The following is an 18,697-nucleotide window of genomic DNA, read 5'->3' as shown; positions in this document are numbered from 1 at the left end:
GTCACTTGGCCTTTCCATAGGTGCGCGGCGGCGTGCTCGAAGGCGGCAGGCCACCGTTGAAGCGGGGGTCGACGAACGATCCGAAGTCGTACTTGCGGGGGATGAGGTCGAGCCCCGCGAACGTGTCGACGATCTGCTGCTCGGAGGCGATGGCGGCCTTGTCGACGGCCACCGCCACCGCCGTGCCCCGGGTGCGCTCGACCGCGTCCCGCGCCACCTTGCGCGGCAGCCCGGTCTCCTCGGACCAGGCCTTCGCCCAGGCGTCGGGGTGCTTGAAGACCCAGTTCTGCGCGCGGCGCAGCCGGTCGGTGTAGTCCTTGAGGGCGGCGGACTTCTTCTTGTCGTCCAGCGCCGAAGGCGCGGCGACCTGGAAGCTCAGACCGTTGACCACGCCCTGCCCGGTCGCCAGCACCCGGGCGTCGGCCTGGTCGAGCGCCTGCGAGGTGTAGGGGTCCCACACCGCCCAGGCGTCCACCTTGCCGCGGGAGAAGGCGGCGAGCGCGTCGGCCGGCTGCAGATAGTTGAGGGTGACGTCCTTCGGGGTCAGTCCGATCTTTTTCAGCTGGGCGATGAGCTGGTAGTGCGCGGAGCTGCCCTGCGCCACCGCGATGGACTTGCCCTTCAGGTGGGACGGCCGCTTCAGCGGTGAGTCCTTCTTCACCAAGATCGCCTCGCCGTCGGACCTGCTGTGCGACCCCGCGATCACCTTGATCTTGGAATTCGCGGCGGCGGCGAACACCGGCGGCGTGTTCCCGACTCCACCGACGTCGACCGCTCCGGCGTTGATCGCCTCCAGCAGCGGCGGACCCGAGGTGAAGGTCGACCACTTGATCTTGTACGGGAGATCGTCCAGCTCCCCGGCGGCACGCAGTACGGCCTCCGAACCACCCTTCTGGTCACCGACGTTGAGCGTCAGCGAGCCCTTGCCGTCGGTACCGCTGCCGGTCCCGCCTGCGCCCTCCCCTCGCGGCGATGCACCGCAGGCGGCCAGCAGCAGGGCGAGCGGGAGCAGCAGGGCCGGGGCGGTGTGCCGTGGTCTCATGAGATGTCCGTTCCATTCGTGAAGCGCCCCGTGGGCGGGGTGCCGGTTGGTGCGCAGTACTCGCTGTGCGGGTGCGGGTGGGTCTGTGGCAGTCAGGCGGCCCTGGCAGGCCGGTGGGTGGCGGAAGCCGCGGTCTCGGCGGGTGCGGCGGGTGTGGCGTCTACGCCGGACGCCTTCTCGTCGTCCGCGGCAGGGTCCGCCACGGCGTCGTCCGGCCCCTCGACGCCCAGCCGGTCGAGCAGCTCGGCACGCAGCGCGGCGAAGTGGGGATCGGAGATGTCGCGCGGCCGCGGCAGATCCACCTCGGTCTCGTACGCGATGCGGCCGCCCTCCATCACCAGCGCGCGGTCGGCGAGCAGCAACGCCTCCTCGACATCGTGGGTGACCAGCAGGACCGCGCAGCCGCGCTCCTGCCACAGGTCGGCCACCAGCCGCTGGGCCTTGATCCGCGTGAGTGCGTCGAGCGCCCCGAACGGCTCGTCCAGCAGCAGCAGATCGGGCTCACGCACCAGAGCGCGGGCCAGCGAGGCGCGCTGCGCCTCACCACCGGAGAGCGTCTTGGGCCAGGCGTCGGCGCGGTGGCCGAGCCCCACCTCGTCCAACGCCCGCACCGCCTCGGTACGTTCGGGTCGCCCCGGCAGTCCAAGCAGGACGTTGCGCCAGACCCGCTTCCACGGCATCAGCCGCGGTGCCTGGAACGCCACGGCCTTGCGGCGCGGCACCAGCACCTCGCCCTCGATCTCCCGGTCGAGTCCGGCCAGGACCCGCAGCAGGGTCGACTTGCCGCAGCCGCTGCGGCCGAGCAGGGCCACGAACTCACCCGGTTTGATGGTGAGTTGAAGGTCGTCGATGACGGCCCGGCGGTCGAACGCGCGGACCAGTCCTTCGACCTGGACGGCGACGCCGGGGACGGCTCCCGCACCGTCCGCCGCCCGCGCGGGGGCCGGGGCGTCGGTCACGTCCGGGGGAGTGTCGGTCACTGGCCCGTGAAGGTCGGTCGCCATTGCAGCAGCAGCCTTTCGAGAGTGCGGACGAGGAAGTCGGCGATGAGCCCGAGGAGCGCGTAGACCACCAGGCAGACCACGATCACGTCGGTACGGAAGAACTCCCGGGCCTGGTTCATCAGGAAGCCGAGACCGTCATCGGCGTTCACCTGCTCACCGAAGACCAGCGCGAGCCAGGCGGTCGCCAGCGAATAGCGCAGCCCGGTCATCGCGCCCGGCAGCGCGCCGGGCAGCACGACGTGCCGGATCTGGCCCCAGCGGCTCAGTCCGAGTGAGGTCCCCGCCTCGACCAGCTGGGCGTCCACGCCGCGGATGCCGGCATAGACGTTGAGGTACAGGTGGAAGGCGACACCGAGCGAGATCAGTGCGATCTTGGGCGCCTCGCCGATCCCAAGCCAGATGATGAACAGCGGGATCACGCCCACCCAGGGGACGGAACGCAGCATCTGCACCGTCGCGTCGACCAGATCCTCGCCGAGCCGGGAGAGGCCCGAGAGGAGCGCCAGTGTGACACCGATGAGCCCGCCCAACACCAGCCCCACGGCGACGCGTTGGAGCGACACTCCCATCGCCGATGGCAGTGTCCCGTCCGAAACGAGGTCGCCCGCGGTGGCGGCGATGGTCCCCGGGGAAGCCAGGATCTCGGCCGGCAGCGCGCCCGTCGCGCTCAGCACCTGCCACAGCACAAGCAGCGTCAAGGGACCCGCCGTCCGGCGCACCCACCGTGGCACCGAACGGTTGCGACGCGAAACGGGCACGACGCGGTCGAGCGGGGGCGCGGCGGAGCTTGCGGAGGTGTCGGCGCCCTTCGAGAGGGCGAGCGGGGCTGATGGATCAGATGGTGATGAATCAGATATATCGGGCGGAGGATGGCCGTGCTGGACGGCCTGATCGAGGGTCATCAAGACTCCACAGGCAGGGGAGGGGCACACCGAGAGCACGCACGGGCAGCGCGCAGCGGCATTGAGGGGAAGCCGTGAACGGGCGAAGAGGTGAAGCGGCCAACGGGTCGACTGCCCGATGGCCGAAAGGCCATCGGGTCAAGAGACCGGCACGGTCCCGGGGGACCCGGAGGTCACCTGAGCTGAGAGATCGTCAGCAGCCGCGGCGACATGCGGCGGAAGCCACTCGCAGCAGGTCGATGTGACCGCGCGTCGTGAGCAGGGCTGACGTAGACATGCCGTTGAACGTAGCGGCGCCCCACCGGAGGGTCAAACTTCGTCTCGGCAGCTGGACCTTTGTTGCCGCAGTGTTGCGGCGGCACCCGCCCGGTTGCGCCACTGCCCCTGACCGCCGTACGAAAATGAGTCCATGAGCACCTTCACCACCCGCACCCTGGACGTCACCACCGGCTCGGCCGAAACCGTTGCCGACCTCACCTCCGACTGCACCGCTTTCCTCCGGGACGTCGCCGACGGCCGCGACGGCCTGCTGAACCTCTTCGTCCCGCACGCCACCGCCGGCATCGCCATCCTCGAAACCGGCGCCGGCAGCGACGACGACCTGCTGGCCGCCCTGCACGACCTCCTCCCCGCCGACAACCGCTGGCGCCACCGCCACGGCACCCCCGGCCACGGCCGCGACCACGTCCTCCCCGCCCTCATCCCGCCCCACGCCACCCTCCCGATCATCGACGGCCGCATGGCCCTGGGGACCTGGCAGTCGGTGTGCTTGGTCGATACGAACCGGGACAACCCGGATCGCACGGTGCGTCTGAGTTTCCTCGGATAGCGAGCGTTGACCGTGATGTTCTGGCGAAGTCACCGCATTTCTGGCGATGAGGGCGGTCTCGACCGGTCAATGCATCACTCGCGTGCCACGCCGGGGTGACCGCGTTCGCTGAGGGAACGGCGTGCGGGCGTGGTTGATCGAGACCGGAGAGGAATTCGTGGGAGCGTCTCCGCGTCCATTGGTGACCTGCGGCAGGGCCGATCCGTGCCATGCGGCACACGCCTCGCCGGGGCCGGCCGCCCCGTGCTCTGCGGCAGAGCGCATGGGCCGCGTGCAAAAAGGCGCAGGTCGATTCACCTGCTGCGGGTGGCGCGTCACGAGCGGCGAGTCAGGAGGACGGCGCTGGCGGCCGCGCAGAAGAGCTGGCATTCGGAGTAGAGCAGCCTGTTAATGCGGGTCACTGGCTCCTCGGTGAGTCGATCGAGGATCGCGAACAGGTGGCCAAGGCCGCGCCGTCCACCCTTCACGCTGGTCCCAGCCTCGTGGGCCGGCAGTGGCGGGGCCGAGCGGAGCAGTCGGTGCGGACGGGTGGGGGCCGTTTGCCATCTGGCGAGGGGGCAGGAAAGGGCAACCAGTGGCGCCTACGCACCGCCAGCGACCACAACGCTTGTCCGCTGTTTCTCACTGCTTGCGGGTGAACCACGAAGCCACACCCTCGTACCGACCGAAACTGGGCGATAGCGCCCGCTATTGTCAGCTCTCGTGCCATTGAGTTGTGCGTTTGTGAACCTCAAGCCCGGCGTCGGAAAGACGACGAGCGCTGTGTGGCTGGCCCACGCGCTGCATGAGGCGGGACTGTCGCCCCTGCTGGTCGACGGTGACCCGGCCTCTTCAGCGCTGCGCTGGAGCGAGCTGGCCGGCGGCTTCCCGTTTCCGGTGATCGCCCTGCCGGTGGGGGACGTCCACCGGCGCGTGAACGACTTCCTCGGCAACCGGCAGGCCGTCGTGCTCGATGCGCCCCAGCTGGAGGACCATCCCCGCATTACCCGCAGCATCATGAGGTACGCCGGTGAGTGGATCGTGCCCGTGACCCCCGCCCCCATCGAACTGGACCGGATGGCACCCATCCTCGGGGAGATGGCGGACGTGCAGTCCCTGCGTGCCGAGCCGGCCCGCACGGCGGTCCTGCTCAATCGCACCAACCGTCCGGATGCCACGCGCACCGGGCCGGATGCCGACGCTCGTGAGGCTCTCACCGAGCGGGGTTTCGAGGTGCTGGACACCCAGATCGCGCGGCTCGACCTGTACTCCCAGTCATTCGGGAACGCGGTCCGGGCCAAGGGTTCGGCGTACGTGGACTTCGCGGAGGAACTGATCAAGCGTCAGGATGAGGTATGAGTCAGCGCAAGGAAAGCTACCGCGCGGCATTGCAGCGCGGACAGGACGTTGCCGTACCTCGGTCCACCAATGTCACCACGCTCCAGAGCAGATACCTCCGGGTGACCGTCGAGGTGGATCCCGACCTGCGAGACGATCTGACGCGATGGGTGGCATGGCCGGTCTCCTCGGTTGTGGCCGCCGGCACGACCGTCCTGCGTGCCCTGGCCACCACCGTCGGCATGGTGTCTCGGCCCGAACGCTAGGTTGGTTGCCCCGCCCCTCAATTTCATCCCCCGGTGACGAGCCCGGCTGCCTCGGGGGCGTCGGCCAGGCTCAGCCTCTCTCTGGGGCCCTGGCCCCGCCAGGCTTCCTGGCTCCGACGGGGCCTGTGGAGCGGGCCTGTCCGGGAGTCCGCTACAGGCGTGGTTCGCGCGCCTCGATCCGATAGTCGAAGGCTGCACCGCCGACACCGACCGTGGTCACTCCGCCGTCGACGTTGAGGACGGCCCCGTTGACGTAGGACGCGGCGGGCGAGAGCAGCCAGTCGATCGCCTCGGCGACCTCCTCCGGATCGCCGGGCCGTCCGGCGGGAGTCAGCCGGTTCGCCTCCTCGTATGCCGCCTCGGCGCCGCCCGCCAGCCCCGCCTCCGCCGCGAACCGCGCCATCCGCTGGTCGGCCATCTCCGTACGCACCCAGCCCGGGCACACCGCGTTTGCGCGCAGCCCCTGCGGCCCGTAGTCGACGGCGAGGGAGCGGCAGAGGTGGAGCAAACCCGCCTTGGACGTGGCATAGGCGGCGTTGCCGACGCTGTTGCGGAGCGCGGCGACCGAGGCAACCGCGACCACCGCACCGCGGGCCACCAGCAGATGCGGCAGCGCGGCACGCAGCAGCAGGAACGGGCCGGTGAGATTGGTCCGCATCAGCTCTTCCCAGTCCTCGACCGCGGTGTCGCCGACCGCGCCGCCGCGCCCGATTCCGGCGTTGAGCACCACACCGTCGAGTCTCCCGTAGGCCGTCACCGTCGCCTCGACGAGCTCGCGCACGGCCTCGGGGTCGGCGGCGTCGGAAGGGTGGGCCAGCGCTCCGGTCTCCTCGGCCACCCGGCGCAGTGGCTCGGGCCGCCGCCCGGAAATCACGACCTGGTGTCCGGCGGTGCGCAACAGCCGGGCGGTGGCGGCCCCGATTCCCGTTCCTCCACCCGTCACCAGGACAACACGCTGTTCCGACATGGTCGTTCGCCTCCGAAGGTGGTCAGCTTCCGTTCCCCGCACCGCGAGCATACGAAGCGGCGCACCGTCGGGCCGAGCGGGTGCCGCTGCCGCCGGCGCCGCGGATGGGGCGGCGGGCTCGCGCCGGCATTCGCCACGATCTGGTCCGACCGGAACAAGGCCCCTTGAAGAAGGCCCGAGCCGAGGCTGGCCGCGCGCAGGGACACCATGAACTCGTCGGGCGCGGATGGAACTGGCCCTGACCGGAGTGGAGTTCGAGCGAGTGGAGCCAACTCGTCGGTCCTGCTGGGCCGCCCTCCTGGCTGCTGCCGACCCCGAAGCGGAGCCGCAGGGCCGGCAGCTTGACAGTTCAGTGCGGTGCACCACGCACGCGGAGCGGATGAGGATCGTCGCCTGCGGGATGATCTTCACGCCAGGGGCGGGCTCCGGGCTCGCGGACGGCAACCGCAGCTTGGAATAGCGTCGCCCTCGCCAAGTCGATTCAGGGCACCCCGAGCTGAGAGAGTCCGCCCCCTTCGGCAGGGTGTCCGCCACTCCGACCGCGCGGGCAAGGTCGAGGTCCGCCGAGGGCTCAGGAGATGGCCGCCGCACCGGCGTTGGGTGCACGTTCGCAACGTGGTCAGCCTGGGTTGTCCTGTAGGAGGTTGGGCGACACGAACGTCGACAAGGCGGACCGTACGGTGCGGTTGAGCTTTCTGGGTCAGGGCTCGGTGGGTCGCTCGCCGGTCTCGGGAGCCGCTCCGGCCGTTGCCGCACGGTGAAGGGGCAATGAGGCGTCTCGCTGCCTGTTGGCCGGCCTCGGCGGGGCCGTCGTCGACCTCGCACCGATTCAGCTGCTGACGGTCATACCCCCGGAGCGGCCGGCACCAGCCGGTACGCGCCCCCCTCGTGTCGCACGTGTCCGGCGGTCGGCGGTGGGAAGTGGGTGCCGAACAGGAGGGTGGGCGTGCCGGCGAGCGAATCGAGGAGCTGGTTGCGGGTCCTGGTGGCGAGTTCGGGTGCGATGTCCACGCAGCTGCAGACCGCGGGGTGCGCCATCTGGACCGGGTGGTGGATGCTGTCGCCGGTGACGAGCGCGCTCTCGCCCTCGCTGCTCAGCTCGACCGCCACCTGCCCGGGCGTATGGCCGGGGGTGGGGAGCAGGCGTATGCCCGGCGCGATACGCGTGCCTTCGGCCGCGACATCCAGGAGGTCCAGGAGGCCCGCGTCCCGGACGGGGTGTACCGAGTCCCGGAACATCTGCTGCCGTGCCTCCTCCATCTCGACGCCGGCCCAGTGGTCCCACTCGGTGCGAGTGGTGAGATAGCGGGCGTTGGGGAAGGTGGGTACCCAATTGCCGCCTTCGGCCCGGGTGTTCCAGCCCACGTGGTCGGTGTGGAGATGGGTCAGGATGACGAGGTCCACGCTCTCCGGTGCGAACCCCGCCGCGCACAGTCGCGCGTCGTAGTCACTGTTCAGGTTGTGCCAGGCGGGGTTGGTGCGCCGCTTGCCGTTTCCGATGCCCGTGTCGACCAGTATGCGCATGCCGTCCGCCTCGATGGCGAAGCTGTGGCTCGCCAGGCGCAGGATGCCCTGTTCGTCGGCGAAGTCGGGGCGGAGCCAAGGGGTCCGGGTCACCATGTCGGGAGTCGCCCCGGGGAGTAGCCAGGTGCCGGTCTGTGCGGGCAGGGGGATCTCGTCGATTCGTCGAACGGTGTGCGCGCCCACGGCCCACGCAGGGGCCCCAGGTGTGGTCGAAGAGCCGGGCTGCGAGGTTGCGAACATGGCGGGTTTCCTTGTCTGTTGTGGGTGGTGGCCTGTTGTGGGATGCGGGACGGCTCCCGACCTAAAAGCAATGTGTTTGCTTTAGTCGACCGTAGGCCCTACCGTCAGCTAAAGCAAACCATTCGCTTTTAGGCGCTCCCGGGCCTTGGGTCAGTCCCGGCTCGCCGCGCCGCACGGAGCCGGAAGGACACGTATGAACAGCGAACTCACTCCCCAGGAAGCGGCCCGAGGGGCGCTGCGGGCGGGGCTCCCCCTTGCGGGCGACCGCCACGAAGGGGTGGCCGCGACCGCCAACCACATCCACTCCGTCATCGCCACGCTGCGCGAACTCGACTTCGGCGACACACCTCCCGCAGCCTCCTACCGGGCCGGAGGGGAGAACGTCGATGCAACCCTTTGAGCTGTCCCTCAGCGATGCCGCCCGCGCGGTGCACGCACGGGAGCTGTCCCCCGTCGAACTCACCGAATCCGTACTGGACCGCATCCACGCGGTCGAAGGACGACTCGGCGCCTACGTCACCATCGCCGCGGAGGCTGCCCTGGCCGCGGCGGTCCGAGCGGAACGGGAGGTCGCGGGCGGCGGACCGCGCGGACCGCTGCACGGAATCCCCATGGGGCTCAAGGACCTCATCGACGTCGAAGGAATGGCCACCACGGCGAGCTCATCCGTCCGGGAAGGGCATGTCGCGGATCGCGACAGCCATGTGGCGGCGCGACTCGACGCCGCCGGAGCCGTCCTCCTCGGCAAGACACACACGCACGAGTTCGCCTACGGCCTGACCACTCCACAGACGCACAACGCCTGGGACCACGGCCGCGTCGCCGGAGGGTCGAGCGGCGGCTCCGCGGTGGCCGTCGCCGCAGGGGAGGCGACGTTCGCCATGGGAACGGACACGGGCGGTTCCATCCGCGTTCCCGCGGCACTGAACGGGGTGGTGGGTCTGAAGCCGACCTACGGCCTCGTGTCACGTTCCGGTGTGACCTCGCTGTCCTGGTCCCTGGACCACGTCGGCCCCCTCACCCGTACCGTCCAGGACGCCGCTCTCGTGCTGTCCGCGACGGCTGGTCACGACCCGCGCGACCCGGCGAGCGTGGCCGGCCCGACGGCGGACTTCTCCCAGCGAGGTGACCTGCGGGGGCTGAGGGTCGGCGTACCCCGCAACCACTACTTCGACCGGGTGTCGCCCGAGGTCGAGGAGGCCGTACGCCGGGGGATCGAGCGGCTGGCGCAGCTCGGGGCGGAGCTCGTCGACGTCGAGATCCCGATGACGCGCTACATCCAGGCCACCCAGTGGGGGCTGATGGTTCCCGAGGCCACCGCCTACCACGAGCGGTCGCTGAGGGCCTCGGCCGAGCTGTACGCACCGGACGTCCGCGTCCTGCTGGAGGCCGGCGAACTCACGTCGGCAGGTGACTACCTTCGCGCCCAGCGTGCCCGCACGATGATGCGCGACGCCTGGGCCCGCATGTTCGACGGAATCGATGTCCTGGCCGGCCCGACCGTCCCGATGACGGCCGTCGAGTCCGGCCAGGAGACAGTGGAATGGGCGGACGGCACCACGGAATCGGTGGCCGACAGCTATGTACGTCTCTCCGCCCCGGCCAACATCACCGGCGTACCGGCCCTCACCCTGCCGGTCGGTCACGATCACGCCGGCCTGCCGATCGGTATGCAGCTGATGGCTGGTGCCTTCCGGGACGCGACGGTCCTGCGGGTCGGACGCGCCTTTGAGGAGGCAGCCACCGACGCGGGGCGACTCGCCCCCATCGCGGTCTGAGAGCCGAGTCGGTACGCCCTGGGGAAGGAGGGGCGGCTAGAAGCAACGGATTCGCATTAAGGTGGAATGCATGAGCCCCAAGCCCATGACCCGCCCCGGCGGGCGCAGTGCACGCGTGCAGGAGTCCGTCCATGCAGCGGTGCGTGAACTCGTGGGCGAGGCGGGCCGCGATGCGCTGACCGTCCCGATAGTGGCGGCTCGGGCCGGTGTGACACCGTCCACGATCTACCGCCGCTGGGGCGATCTGCAGGAACTCCTGTCCGACGTCGCTGTCGAACGGCTGCGCCCCGAGACGGATCCGGCCGACCTCGGGAGCCTGCGGGCCGACCTCGACGCATGGGCGGAGCAGTTCCTAGACGAAATGGCCTCTCCGCCCGGGCGCGCGTACATCAGGGACGCGCTCCTCGGCGACCCGGACGGCAGCAACGCCGGTCAGTGCTCGGCCTACGCCGCGGAGCAGATCGACGCAGTGCTGAACCGTGCGGTGCGGCGAGGGGAGCCGGTGCCCGACACGGAGCGGGTGATCGACCGCGTCGTGGCGCCGATGATGTACCGCATCCTCTTCCGTCCGGGTCCATGGGACGCCGATTATGCACGCGAGCTCGTCACGAACGCCCTCGCCGGGCCCTGACGAGCGCGCGCAGGCGCCGCTTCCACCGACGTCGGTGCCGCTGTCTCCGTGGCGGTCACATCAGCAGCTGCCACAGGTGCGCGCACGCCGCCTCTTCGCTCGGGTGGCGCGAGATGGTGCGGTACGCGCCGCGTTCGTAGGCCCCGGTCTCCCACGCCCCGTCCCCTGTTCTTCGCAGGAACAGGAAATCGGGGGGCGTGGGGCCGGGTTCATGGACCCCCTCGATGCGGTAGTAGCCGTCGGCCACACCCGCCGCACGCAGGGCGGCGCGCAGATCGTGGCGGTCCATCGGCGTACTACGGCTCTACCGGGGCGAGGTAGTCATGCTCCAGCAGCCACTTCACATTCAGCCGCTGCCCTTCGCTCGGGTCGAGGAAGACCGGGTCGAGCTTGATCTGCCGCCCTCCGCCGGGCTGCTCGAACCACGGCGCGATGCTGCCCTCCCACACCCAGAACGGCTTGATGACCTTGTAGACGTGGTAGTCGCACGGCGCCGCCGCATCGCGCGTGTTGAGATTCTGCGGGGGGAGCGCCCGCTCGGCGTAGCGGTCGCCGGCCGGGGCCAGATACGAGCCGTATTCCGATCCGAAACGGTCGAGGCGCAGGCCCGTGCGGAGCTTCGTGGGCTCCTTGTCGATCTCACCGTTGACCTCGGCGAACCCGTCGTTGGGCGGGTACTTCCAGCTTCCGCTCTCCGCGGGGCCCTGCCAGTACTTCGACAGGAAGGCCGAGGGCGACAACTTTCCGGTCCGCTTCCACCCGTTCAGGAGCGGGCCCACCGGTGCGTGCCACTTCTCCGGCAGCGCCTTCGGCCCCAAACGGGCCTCTCCGTGGTACTCCCCGGTGCAGGGTGCGGGCGGTGCCGCGGCGGACGGGCGGCCCCGGTCCTGCTCCTGCGGGGCGGCGGTCGCGGTCGGGGCAGCTGCCATGGTCATGGCGACACCAAGGGCGGCAAGTACCGTGCGGAAGGTGCGGGTTCGCTTCACTCAGGAGTCTCCTTGCGCTCTGAATGATCGATGGCATACCTGAGCAGGCAGCCACGTGCGCAAGGTAATGGGCTCAGTACGGTGCGTGCGCGTGAAGTACCGTAACGGGTGAAAGATGCCTGCGTGTTCAGGCCACCAGGAAGCGATGGCCGGGCTTTTCCGGTACGGCTCTCTTTCCGCGGCAGGCCGGGGCTACTTGCCCTTGACGCCCAGCGAGGCGAAGTCGTAGTCGCCGTAGGCGTCGGACGTGTAGACATTGGTCAGCCGCGGGCTCCGCCAGTTGACCACCTTTTCGTGAAGAAGGGGGAGGTAGTAGGCGCCCTCCGCGACCGCTCGGTTGATCCGGTCGTAGAAGGTACCGGCCTTGTCCGGGTCGACGCCGGATGCCCCGGCCGAGCCTGTGGAGCCGATGGCCTCATCGAGGGCCTTGTCGATGGCAGGGGCGTCTACCTCGGTGACGTTGTAATTGCCGCTGGAGAGGATGAACCTGCTGTCGACCAGTGGTCGCCAGAATGCCTGCGCGGTGGGGAAGTCGGCCTTCCAGTTCCCGAGGACGATGCCGTACCCCGCCTTCTTCACGGAAAGTGGCGCGGTGGCTTCGGGGAGGTCTTCACGATCGATCCGATCGATTTCAGCCTTGATGCCGACCCTTTTCAGTGACGCCGCGAGCGAGGTGGCGGCTTCCACCTCCGGCACGGTGTTGCGCACGGCCATCTTCGTGGTGAAGCCGTTCCGTCGCCCGCACTTCTTCAATGCGGTTCTGGCCATGCCCAAATCCGGCCGGCCGTCGTTCCTCCGCACGCCGTACGGGTCGTACGTGAGGTCCGAGCCCTTCAGGTACTGGGGGAGCATGGTGGGGGCGATGTCCCCGGCCGTCGGCCCTCCGAGCGCGGTCTGCAGCGAGCGGCGGTCTGCGGCGTAGAAGACCGCCATGCGGCAACTGAGGTCGTTCATCGGCGCGACCGTCTGCGGAAAGGCGGCGTAGCGCACGCTGCCGGTAAGGGGATTGTCGAGGTTCTTCTTGAGGTCGGAGCTCTGGAGTGCTTTTGCCTTGGCCTGAGCACTCAGGCCCCGCCCACCGAGCATCAGGTCGTACTTGCCGGTGGTCAGGGCTTTTTCGTTGGCCTCCTGATTGGGGGAGAAGGTGACCGTGATCTTGTCCGGCAGGGCGGAGCGGATCGTGTCGGACGGCTTCTTCCAATGCTTGTTGCGTACCAGTTCCAGAGACTCGTTCGGTGAGTAGGAATGGAAGGTGTACGGGCCGCTGGAAAACGGGTCAAGGCCGTACTTGGTCTTGGTGTCCGCTTTCTGCTTCACGGGGGACGCTGCGGGCATGGCCAGCAACTGCTCGAATTCGTCGTTCGGCTTCGGCAGGTGAAACTTGATGGTCCGGCGGTCGGGCGTTTCGATTGCCTTCAGACCCAGCTTGTCCGCGGACTCGTCCTTGTACGGGCCTTCGTAGGTGCGGTCCGGGTCGAGGGCCTCCCGGAGGTAGGTCGGTCCTCCGGAAACGACGTCCTGAGCCCAGATCCGCTCGATTCCGTACTTGATGTCCTGGGCCGTGATGGGGGAGCCGTCCTCCCAGGCGATCCCTTTGCGCAGGGTGTACGTGTACGTCTTGCGGCCGTTGGAGATCTTGGCCCTGGTGGTGGCCAGATCCGGTTTCAGTTCGGTGCCCGCGGCGGCCGGCTTTGGGGCGTACGTGACGAGTTGGCGGGTGTAGTAGCGGGCGAAGTTCCAGACAAAGCCGTAGTAGCTGCGCTGCGGATCCCAGGAGTCGGCATCGCTGCCGACGAAGTTGAGCGTGTTGCCTTCGGCAGTCGATGTGTTGACGACATTTTTGATCGCGGCGTTGTATGCGGCCTCCGGGCCGCCGCCGGGATTGTCGGGCCCGTCCGGAAGCCAGCTGATGACGGCGGGGATGCCTGCGGCCAGGAGTACCGCCAGCGAGGCAACACCGATCTTGAGACGCGGGGAGCCGTTTCGCGTGGGTCGGGTGGGCGAGACGGTGGTGGGGTTGATGGTGGCCCTCTGTGGACCGTCCTGGTGGGGTGGCGCTGGGTGGGGCTCGATCGGCCGGGGGTCGGCGGCCTCGCCGGTTTCCGCGGGCTCGTCGGTCTTGGTGTGCTCCTCTGCCCCCGCTGACGCATCGGTCTTGGCGTGCTCCTCCACCCCTGCGGCCTCGTCGGTCTCCGCGCGCTTCTCCGCCACAGCGGGTTCCTCAGCCTCAGCGCGCACCTCCGCTTCCGCGCGCTCTTTTGCTCGCGCGCGCTCCTCGGCTTCCGCGCGCTCCTCCACCTCCGTGGTCGGCGGCTCGGGCGGGGGTGGCGGGGGAGCGGCCGGCGCCTTGGGGGGCACCGGGTCCGGAACCACGGGGGCGTACAAGCGGTTGCGGGCGAGCGCGATCAACCCGCCGGTGTTGCGGTTGCGTTGCTGCGGAATCGGCCTGCTCTTGGCCGCCAGAGTGGTGTGCAGGTGCCGGAACAGTGTGTGCATGTCCAGCAGGGGCGGGCCGTCGACGATGCCCTCGCTCAGGACCGTGATCAGTTCGCCCGTGAAGGCGGTGAACTCCTCACCAGGAGGGGACAGGGCCTTGCGGGTCTCCGCCGCGGCCGCCATCAGGCAGGTCCCCTCGATGAGGGCGCGGTCGGCGACCTGATCGGCGCCGCTCATACCGCCCAGCAGGGCCCGTCCGCTGTAGCAGCAGTCCAGTATCACCACCTTGCGCCGGGCCTTGATGTGCGGATCGAGCATCGCCCGGCGCACCCACTCGTACGGCAGTGCGCTGTACATGCGGCTCTGGTCCGAACCGGGCAGCGCCAGATACAACTCGTCGCTGTACGGGTCGGTGAGTCCATGGCCCGCGTAGTAGACGACCAGGGTGTCGGTGGTTTGCAAGGCGACGGAGTGGAGGGTGTCGAGCACCGCCTGCGCGCTCTCCGGTTGCGGCAGCTCGATGCAGTGTTCCTCCGGCAACCCCCACAGCGCCTCGTCCATGAAGGCCCGCTTCAGCCCGCTCAGGTTGCGCTCGACTGCGGGCAGTTCGTCCAGTCGGTCGTAGCGGTGGACGCCGATGAGCAGGGCCCGCGACGCGGCCGGGTCGGATAACGCCGTCACTGCCGCTGGTCCGTCCCCGCTCCGCCGGCCGGTGCCTGCGGCTCGCCAAGGGCGTCGACGATGCGGCGCACCGTCTCCGGGGAGGCGTCCTCGACGGTGACGGTGACTCCGTCCCGTTCGATCCGAACGGCAGGAGCTGTGGGGCGCGCTGCCCGCCACGTGGCGCAGGCGACCGCCAGGCTGCCGAGGGCGATGCCGTTGGCGACCACGGCGTTGATCACCTCGAACGCGCCGCCCATCCCGCCCGCCACGGCCCGCTCGGGTTCCAGCGAGACATCGGCCTGCTGTGCCACATCCGGGTCCTGGACCAGCCAGCGGTACAAGGATGTCAGGGAGGCCGCCGACGCCGGGGCCCGGTCGTCGCATTCACCTTCCATGACGATGTGGACCTGCACCCTTGCGCCCCCTCCCTCGGGTGTGCGGCCCCGCGCGGGCCTCCCAACAGGAATGCCAATCCTAACCACTTGATCCCGGAAAGTGGTGGGAGTCATGAGGCTGGTGGGCCAGCGATCCGTCCGGTCCGCTCCGGCACCATCCGCCTCTCTCACCCCACGAGTCACACCCATCGAGGCACGTACGTCAGTTCTGTGACCTGGGGCACATATGTTCCATTTCTCTTGATCCGAAATGCACTCTCATCAACGATCAAATCCGTCAACACCGGCTGATGTTCAGCCACATGACCAAAGAGGGGAAACTGAGTGTCCAGACTCAAGCTCATCGCCGGGGTGATCGTCGCAGCCGGTCTCGTGCTGCCCACCACCAGTGCGTTCGCGCTCACCGCCAAGGGTGGAGGCGTCAGCGCGTGGTCGCCGGCGCAGAGCGACTCCGGCAAGATCGCCGTCAAGGACGAGAGCAAGGACGGCGACCCGGGCAAGGCGGAGTACTACCGCCAAGCCAGCGCGGGCACCAAGAGGACCCTGTGGAACCACAGTGGTCCCGGTACGACCGTCTACTCCGGCGGCGGGTCCAAGATCATCAAGTTCCAGGCCTGCGACGAGAACTACGGTTCCGCGGACGACTGCTCCGGCTGGGTCGCTCCCTGAGATCAACCCTGAGACCTGATCCGGGTCTCACCGCCGGGTCGGCCGCTCGACGGCCGGCCCGGCGGGTTCATTTTCCGAAGCGGAGTAACGGTGGGCCCGGTGGCCCGTGGTGAGGATGAAGGGGCGAACGACGGTGACAGCCGGAGAGTTGACCGGCCTGCAGGTGGAGGCTCTCCGCTATCGGCGGGGCGAACGCGTGCTGCTGGACGGTGTCGATCTGGCGGTCGGGCCGGGCGAGTCGGTGGCGGTCACCGGCCCGAGCGGCTGCGGGAAGTCGACGCTGCTGAGGTGCGTCCTCGGTCTGGACGGGCCGGACAACGGAACGGTCCGGGTCGACGGCCGGCAGCTGACCGGGGTGCGGGCGGGTGAGTTGGCACAGTTGCGTGTCCAACGTATGGGTGTGGTCGCGCAGTTCGATGAGTTGCTGCCCGAACTCACGCCGGTGGAGAACGTGGCCCTGCCCGTATTGCTGACGGGCGGCGATCACCGCGCGGCGTACCGGCGCGCCGCGGAGCTGCTGTCCGAGGTGGGTGCGCCGGGGGAGGGGACGCCGACCAGGGCGCTCTCCGAAGGCGCACGTCAGCGCGTCGCCGTCGCCCGGGCCCTCATCGGCGGCCCGGACATCGTCCTCGCGGACGAGCCGACCGGGGCGCTCGACCCGGAAGCCCGAGAAGACGTGGCCGACCTGCTGTTCGCGGTGGCCCGGGAGCGGGGCTGTGCCCTGCTGGTTGCCACCCACGACCTGACGGTGGCGGCGCGAGCCGACCGGACGCTTCGGCTTCGCGCCGGGAAGCTCACGGACGTCGCGGAAGGGGTGGCCGCGTGAGCGCCGTCGCCGAGAGCGCAGCGAAGGCCGAGGGCGCCACCCCGGAGGCGCCACGCGGCGCACGGCTGTGGTGGCGGCTGCTCCGTGCCGGATCGTCCGCCGGGCGCCGAAGCTCCGGGGACCGGCTGAGGTTCTGGGCGGTGTTCGCGGCCGCGGCCGCGGTCGCCCTCGTGGCCTTGGGGTCCGTTACCGCCGTCGCCACCTACGACGGGCGTGCGGCGCGGAACCAGGCGCGCGGACCGGTGATCACCGATCGGCAGCAGGACGCCGTCGCGCTGTGGCGAGAGGGGTTCGACGCGGTCGGCGAGGTCCAGCACACCGTCGTCCACCTCCATCAGCTGAAGGCCGGTGCGCACCCCCCGCCCGGGCTGACCCGCTGGCCTGCCCCCGGGGAAGTGATGCTGTCCCCGGAACTGGCCCGCGACGGGCAGCGCGACGGCATCAAGAGCCGCTACGGCCGCTACGCAGGCACGATCGGCGCCTCCGGACTCGTCTCCCCCTCGGAGCGTCTGGCGTACGTCGGGTCATCGCGAGCCCCTGACGCCCGGGAGCGGGAGTCCTGGTGGCTGGTGCGGGGATTCGGGCAGAGCTACCCGATGGGTGAGGTCTTGAACTCCCGGCCGCTCGGGCAAGTGCTGCTCGCTCTGGGGGTGTTGACGGGTCTTCCGGCGCTCGCGCTGCTGGTCGTGGCGGCGCGCGTTCGCTCGCGTGCGCGCCGCGGCGACCTGCCGCAGGAGCTCGGCGGGACAACCTGGCGGCACCGTGTGCTCCTCAACATGGGGGAGGCGGCTCTGCCTGCCGCGGCCGGAACCGCTCTGGCGCTCCTCCCGATGCTCGCCGCGCTGTCGACGAACGTCAGGATTCCGCCCACCGGCTATCTGCTGAACAGCAGTGACCTGCGTACGGCTTGGCCGATGCTGCTCACCGCGACGGCGCTGTCCTTCGCCTTCACCCTGGGCGTGGTCGCCCTGCTCGCTCGCCGGGAAGGCAAGAGCGCCGCTGCAGGCGGTCGGTCGTCCTCTGGACGCGTGCCGCGATGGCGGCTCATCGGGTGCGGGGTCGGCGTGGCCACCGTCGCGTTCAGTCAGTACCTCAGCGGGACGCCCGGCCTCATCACCTTCGCCGGTGGCACGCTCGTCATGTGGGCGCTGCTGCCCTCCGCAGCCGTCGTGGCCGTCCGCCGGCTGGGGGAGAAGGTCGCAGCGCGCGGACGGCGCACCGGCAGTCCGGGGCAACTGATCGGAGGACGTTGGACGATCGCCCACCCGGGGGCAGTGGTCCGTCCTGCCCTCGCCATGGTGATCGGCCTGGGACTCGTCTGCCAGCTTCAGGTGTGGAACAGCCGTGTCGGCGAGCGGGCGGTCGCGGCAGGCGCCTCCCGCGCGAGCGTCGGCGACAGCGTGATCAGTGTCCGGAGCCGTGACCTGACGCCACCGCGGATCGAGAACCTCTTCCGCTCACTCCCGCCGGGGGCCGTGCTCGTCGCCCTGAACACCGATTCCGAGCAGCAGGCAACCTTGATCCAGGGCTCCTGCCGTGCGTTGAAGGCGCTGGGGCTCGGATGTCCCACCACGCCGGAGGCGGTGACGGAAGGCGACAGGCGGGTGACGGAGATCCGCCACTGGTACGGCCCGAGCCTGCGCGTCCAGGTCGCTCCGTCCGAGCTGCGTCTCGACAGGCTGCACGGATCTCTCCTTGTGATCACCGAGACCACCGGCCTGCGCGACCAGGTGGAGGAAGCGGCCTATGCGCAGCTGCCCGGCGTGAACGTCGAAACCCTGGGCGAGGGATGGCTGGTCGGCGCCGCGACCAACGCCCGGCTGAACAACTGGCTCGCCCTCTTCGGTTCCCTGGGGCTGGCCCTCCTGTTGCTGGCCGCCGGCCTGGGCGCGGCCGCGGAGTTCGTGAGGACGCGACAATCCCTCGGACCGTTGGCCGACCTGACCGGGCGTCGGGATGTCGTCAGGCCGGCGGCACTGTGGCACCTGACCGTCCCCCTGCTGATCTCGGCAGGCATCGCGGCCGTTGTCACCGTCTGGCATGCGATGTTCTTCATCGCCGTGTTGCTGGGGGGAAGCGTCCCCTGGGGCGTGCTGGCCACCGATGCCGGCGGATGCGTCGTGCTGGCGGTGCTGATGGGAGTTCTGGGCGGGCGGGCCGCGGGCTCACCCGGGCGGCAGAGTCGGTCGGCAGCCAACTGACGTCGTGCTGCCACGGCGGCA

Annotated in this window: 18 protein-coding genes; 9 read left to right on the top strand and 9 right to left on the bottom strand. The window is 69.7% G+C overall.

Annotated elements, in window-relative coordinates:
• Position 1 precedes the first annotated feature (1 nt).
• From ACGFZW_RS03865 to ACGFZW_RS03855, 3 genes are all read right to left on the bottom strand, one after another.
• On the bottom strand, positions 2-1,042 hold the full coding sequence (locus tag ACGFZW_RS03865) for an ABC transporter substrate-binding protein (protein WP_393891407.1): 1,041 nt from the start codon (positions 1,040-1,042) through the stop codon (positions 2-4).
• 92 nt (positions 1,043-1,134) lie between these two features.
• On the bottom strand, positions 1,135-2,046 hold the full coding sequence (locus ACGFZW_RS03860; protein ID WP_393891406.1) for an ABC transporter ATP-binding protein: 912 nt from the start codon (positions 2,044-2,046) through the stop codon (positions 1,135-1,137).
• Positions 2,019-2,948 (bottom strand): ABC transporter permease, encoded by a 930-nt coding sequence (locus tag ACGFZW_RS03855; protein ID WP_393891405.1) that lies wholly within the window; start codon positions 2,946-2,948, stop codon positions 2,019-2,021. Before ACGFZW_RS03855 ends, ACGFZW_RS03860 begins: the two co-directional genes overlap by 28 nt.
• 409 nt (positions 2,949-3,357) lie before the next feature.
• Here ACGFZW_RS03855 and ACGFZW_RS03850 point away from each other — a divergent pair, with 409 nt between their 5' ends.
• The 3 genes from ACGFZW_RS03850 (at position 3,358) to ACGFZW_RS03840 (ending at position 5,360) form a co-directional block, all read left to right on the top strand.
• On the top strand, positions 3,358-3,777 hold the full coding sequence (locus tag ACGFZW_RS03850; RefSeq protein WP_393891404.1) for a secondary thiamine-phosphate synthase enzyme YjbQ: 420 nt from the start codon (positions 3,358-3,360) through the stop codon (positions 3,775-3,777).
• 723 nt (positions 3,778-4,500) lie between these two features.
• Positions 4,501-5,115: a hypothetical protein gene (locus ACGFZW_RS03845; protein ID WP_393891403.1), complete on the top strand. Its 615-nt coding sequence runs from the start codon at positions 4,501-4,503 to the stop codon at positions 5,113-5,115.
• Positions 5,112-5,360 (top strand): hypothetical protein, encoded by a 249-nt coding sequence (locus ACGFZW_RS03840; protein ID WP_393891402.1) that lies wholly within the window; start codon positions 5,112-5,114, stop codon positions 5,358-5,360. The genes ACGFZW_RS03845 and ACGFZW_RS03840 overlap by 4 nt, the downstream gene beginning before the upstream one ends.
• A gap of 151 nt (positions 5,361-5,511) precedes the next feature.
• On the opposite strand, the gene ACGFZW_RS03835 is transcribed toward ACGFZW_RS03840, so the two are convergent.
• Together ACGFZW_RS03835 and ACGFZW_RS03830 are read right to left on the bottom strand one after the other, a co-directional pair.
• On the bottom strand, positions 5,512-6,327 hold the full coding sequence (locus tag ACGFZW_RS03835; RefSeq protein ID WP_393891401.1) for an SDR family NAD(P)-dependent oxidoreductase: 816 nt from the start codon (positions 6,325-6,327) through the stop codon (positions 5,512-5,514).
• Positions 6,328-7,170: 843 nt separating this feature from the next.
• Positions 7,171-8,091, bottom strand: coding sequence for an MBL fold metallo-hydrolase (locus ACGFZW_RS03830; RefSeq protein WP_393891400.1), 921 nt, complete (start codon positions 8,089-8,091; stop codon positions 7,171-7,173).
• A 193-nt stretch (positions 8,092-8,284) separates the two neighbouring features.
• Here ACGFZW_RS03830 and ACGFZW_RS03825 point away from each other — a divergent pair, with 193 nt between their 5' ends.
• From ACGFZW_RS03825 to ACGFZW_RS03815, 3 genes are all read left to right on the top strand, one after another.
• A complete protein-coding gene (locus ACGFZW_RS03825; protein ID WP_393891399.1) occupies positions 8,285-8,491 on the top strand; it encodes a hypothetical protein in 207 nt (68 codons plus the stop codon).
• Positions 8,478-9,869, top strand: coding sequence for an amidase (locus ACGFZW_RS03820; protein ID WP_393891398.1), 1,392 nt, complete (start codon positions 8,478-8,480; stop codon positions 9,867-9,869). The genes ACGFZW_RS03825 and ACGFZW_RS03820 overlap by 14 nt, the downstream gene beginning before the upstream one ends.
• Before the next feature lie 70 nt (positions 9,870-9,939).
• Positions 9,940-10,500 carry a TetR/AcrR family transcriptional regulator gene (locus ACGFZW_RS03815; protein WP_393891397.1) on the top strand — a complete coding sequence of 187 codons (561 nt, stop codon included), beginning with the start codon at positions 9,940-9,942 and terminating at the stop codon, positions 10,498-10,500.
• A 55-nt stretch (positions 10,501-10,555) separates the two neighbouring features.
• Here the strand turns inward: ACGFZW_RS03815 and ACGFZW_RS03810 are convergent, their stop codons facing one another.
• From ACGFZW_RS03810 to ACGFZW_RS03795, 4 genes are all read right to left on the bottom strand, one after another.
• Positions 10,556-10,789 carry a hypothetical protein gene (locus tag ACGFZW_RS03810; RefSeq protein ID WP_393891396.1) on the bottom strand — a complete coding sequence of 78 codons (234 nt, stop codon included), beginning with the start codon at positions 10,787-10,789 and terminating at the stop codon, positions 10,556-10,558.
• Positions 10,790-10,796: 7 nt separating this feature from the next.
• Positions 10,797-11,435 carry a TNT domain-containing protein gene (locus ACGFZW_RS03805; RefSeq protein WP_393891811.1) on the bottom strand — a complete coding sequence of 213 codons (639 nt, stop codon included), beginning with the start codon at positions 11,433-11,435 and terminating at the stop codon, positions 10,797-10,799.
• A gap of 243 nt (positions 11,436-11,678) precedes the next feature.
• Positions 11,679-14,603 carry an ABC transporter substrate-binding protein gene (locus tag ACGFZW_RS03800; RefSeq protein ID WP_393891395.1) on the bottom strand — a complete coding sequence of 975 codons (2,925 nt, stop codon included), beginning with the start codon at positions 14,601-14,603 and terminating at the stop codon, positions 11,679-11,681.
• Positions 14,600-14,998 carry a hypothetical protein gene (locus ACGFZW_RS03795; protein WP_393891394.1) on the bottom strand — a complete coding sequence of 133 codons (399 nt, stop codon included), beginning with the start codon at positions 14,996-14,998 and terminating at the stop codon, positions 14,600-14,602. The genes ACGFZW_RS03800 and ACGFZW_RS03795 overlap by 4 nt, the downstream gene beginning before the upstream one ends.
• Positions 14,999-15,304: 306 nt before the next feature.
• Here ACGFZW_RS03795 and ACGFZW_RS03790 point away from each other — a divergent pair, with 306 nt between their 5' ends.
• The 3 genes from ACGFZW_RS03790 to ACGFZW_RS03780 all read left to right on the top strand — a co-directional run bounded on the left by ACGFZW_RS03790 (position 15,305) and on the right by ACGFZW_RS03780 (position 18,676).
• Positions 15,305-15,649: a hypothetical protein gene (locus tag ACGFZW_RS03790; RefSeq protein WP_393891393.1), complete on the top strand. Its 345-nt coding sequence runs from the start codon at positions 15,305-15,307 to the stop codon at positions 15,647-15,649.
• A gap of 115 nt (positions 15,650-15,764) precedes the next feature.
• Positions 15,765-16,475 (top strand): ABC transporter ATP-binding protein, encoded by a 711-nt coding sequence (locus ACGFZW_RS03785; protein ID WP_393891392.1) that lies wholly within the window; start codon positions 15,765-15,767, stop codon positions 16,473-16,475.
• The gene (locus tag ACGFZW_RS03780; RefSeq protein ID WP_393891391.1) at positions 16,472-18,676 is read left to right on the top strand and encodes a permease; all 2,205 of its coding nucleotides are present in this window, start codon (positions 16,472-16,474) and stop codon (positions 18,674-18,676) included. Before ACGFZW_RS03785 ends, ACGFZW_RS03780 begins: the two co-directional genes overlap by 4 nt.
• Positions 18,677-18,697 lie beyond the last annotated feature (21 nt).

It is taken from the genome of Streptomyces sp. NPDC048248, from assembly GCF_043201875.1.
Taxonomy (GTDB): domain Bacteria; phylum Actinomycetota; class Actinomycetes; order Streptomycetales; family Streptomycetaceae; genus Streptomyces.
This window is presented reverse-complemented; position numbering and strand designations above follow the sequence as displayed.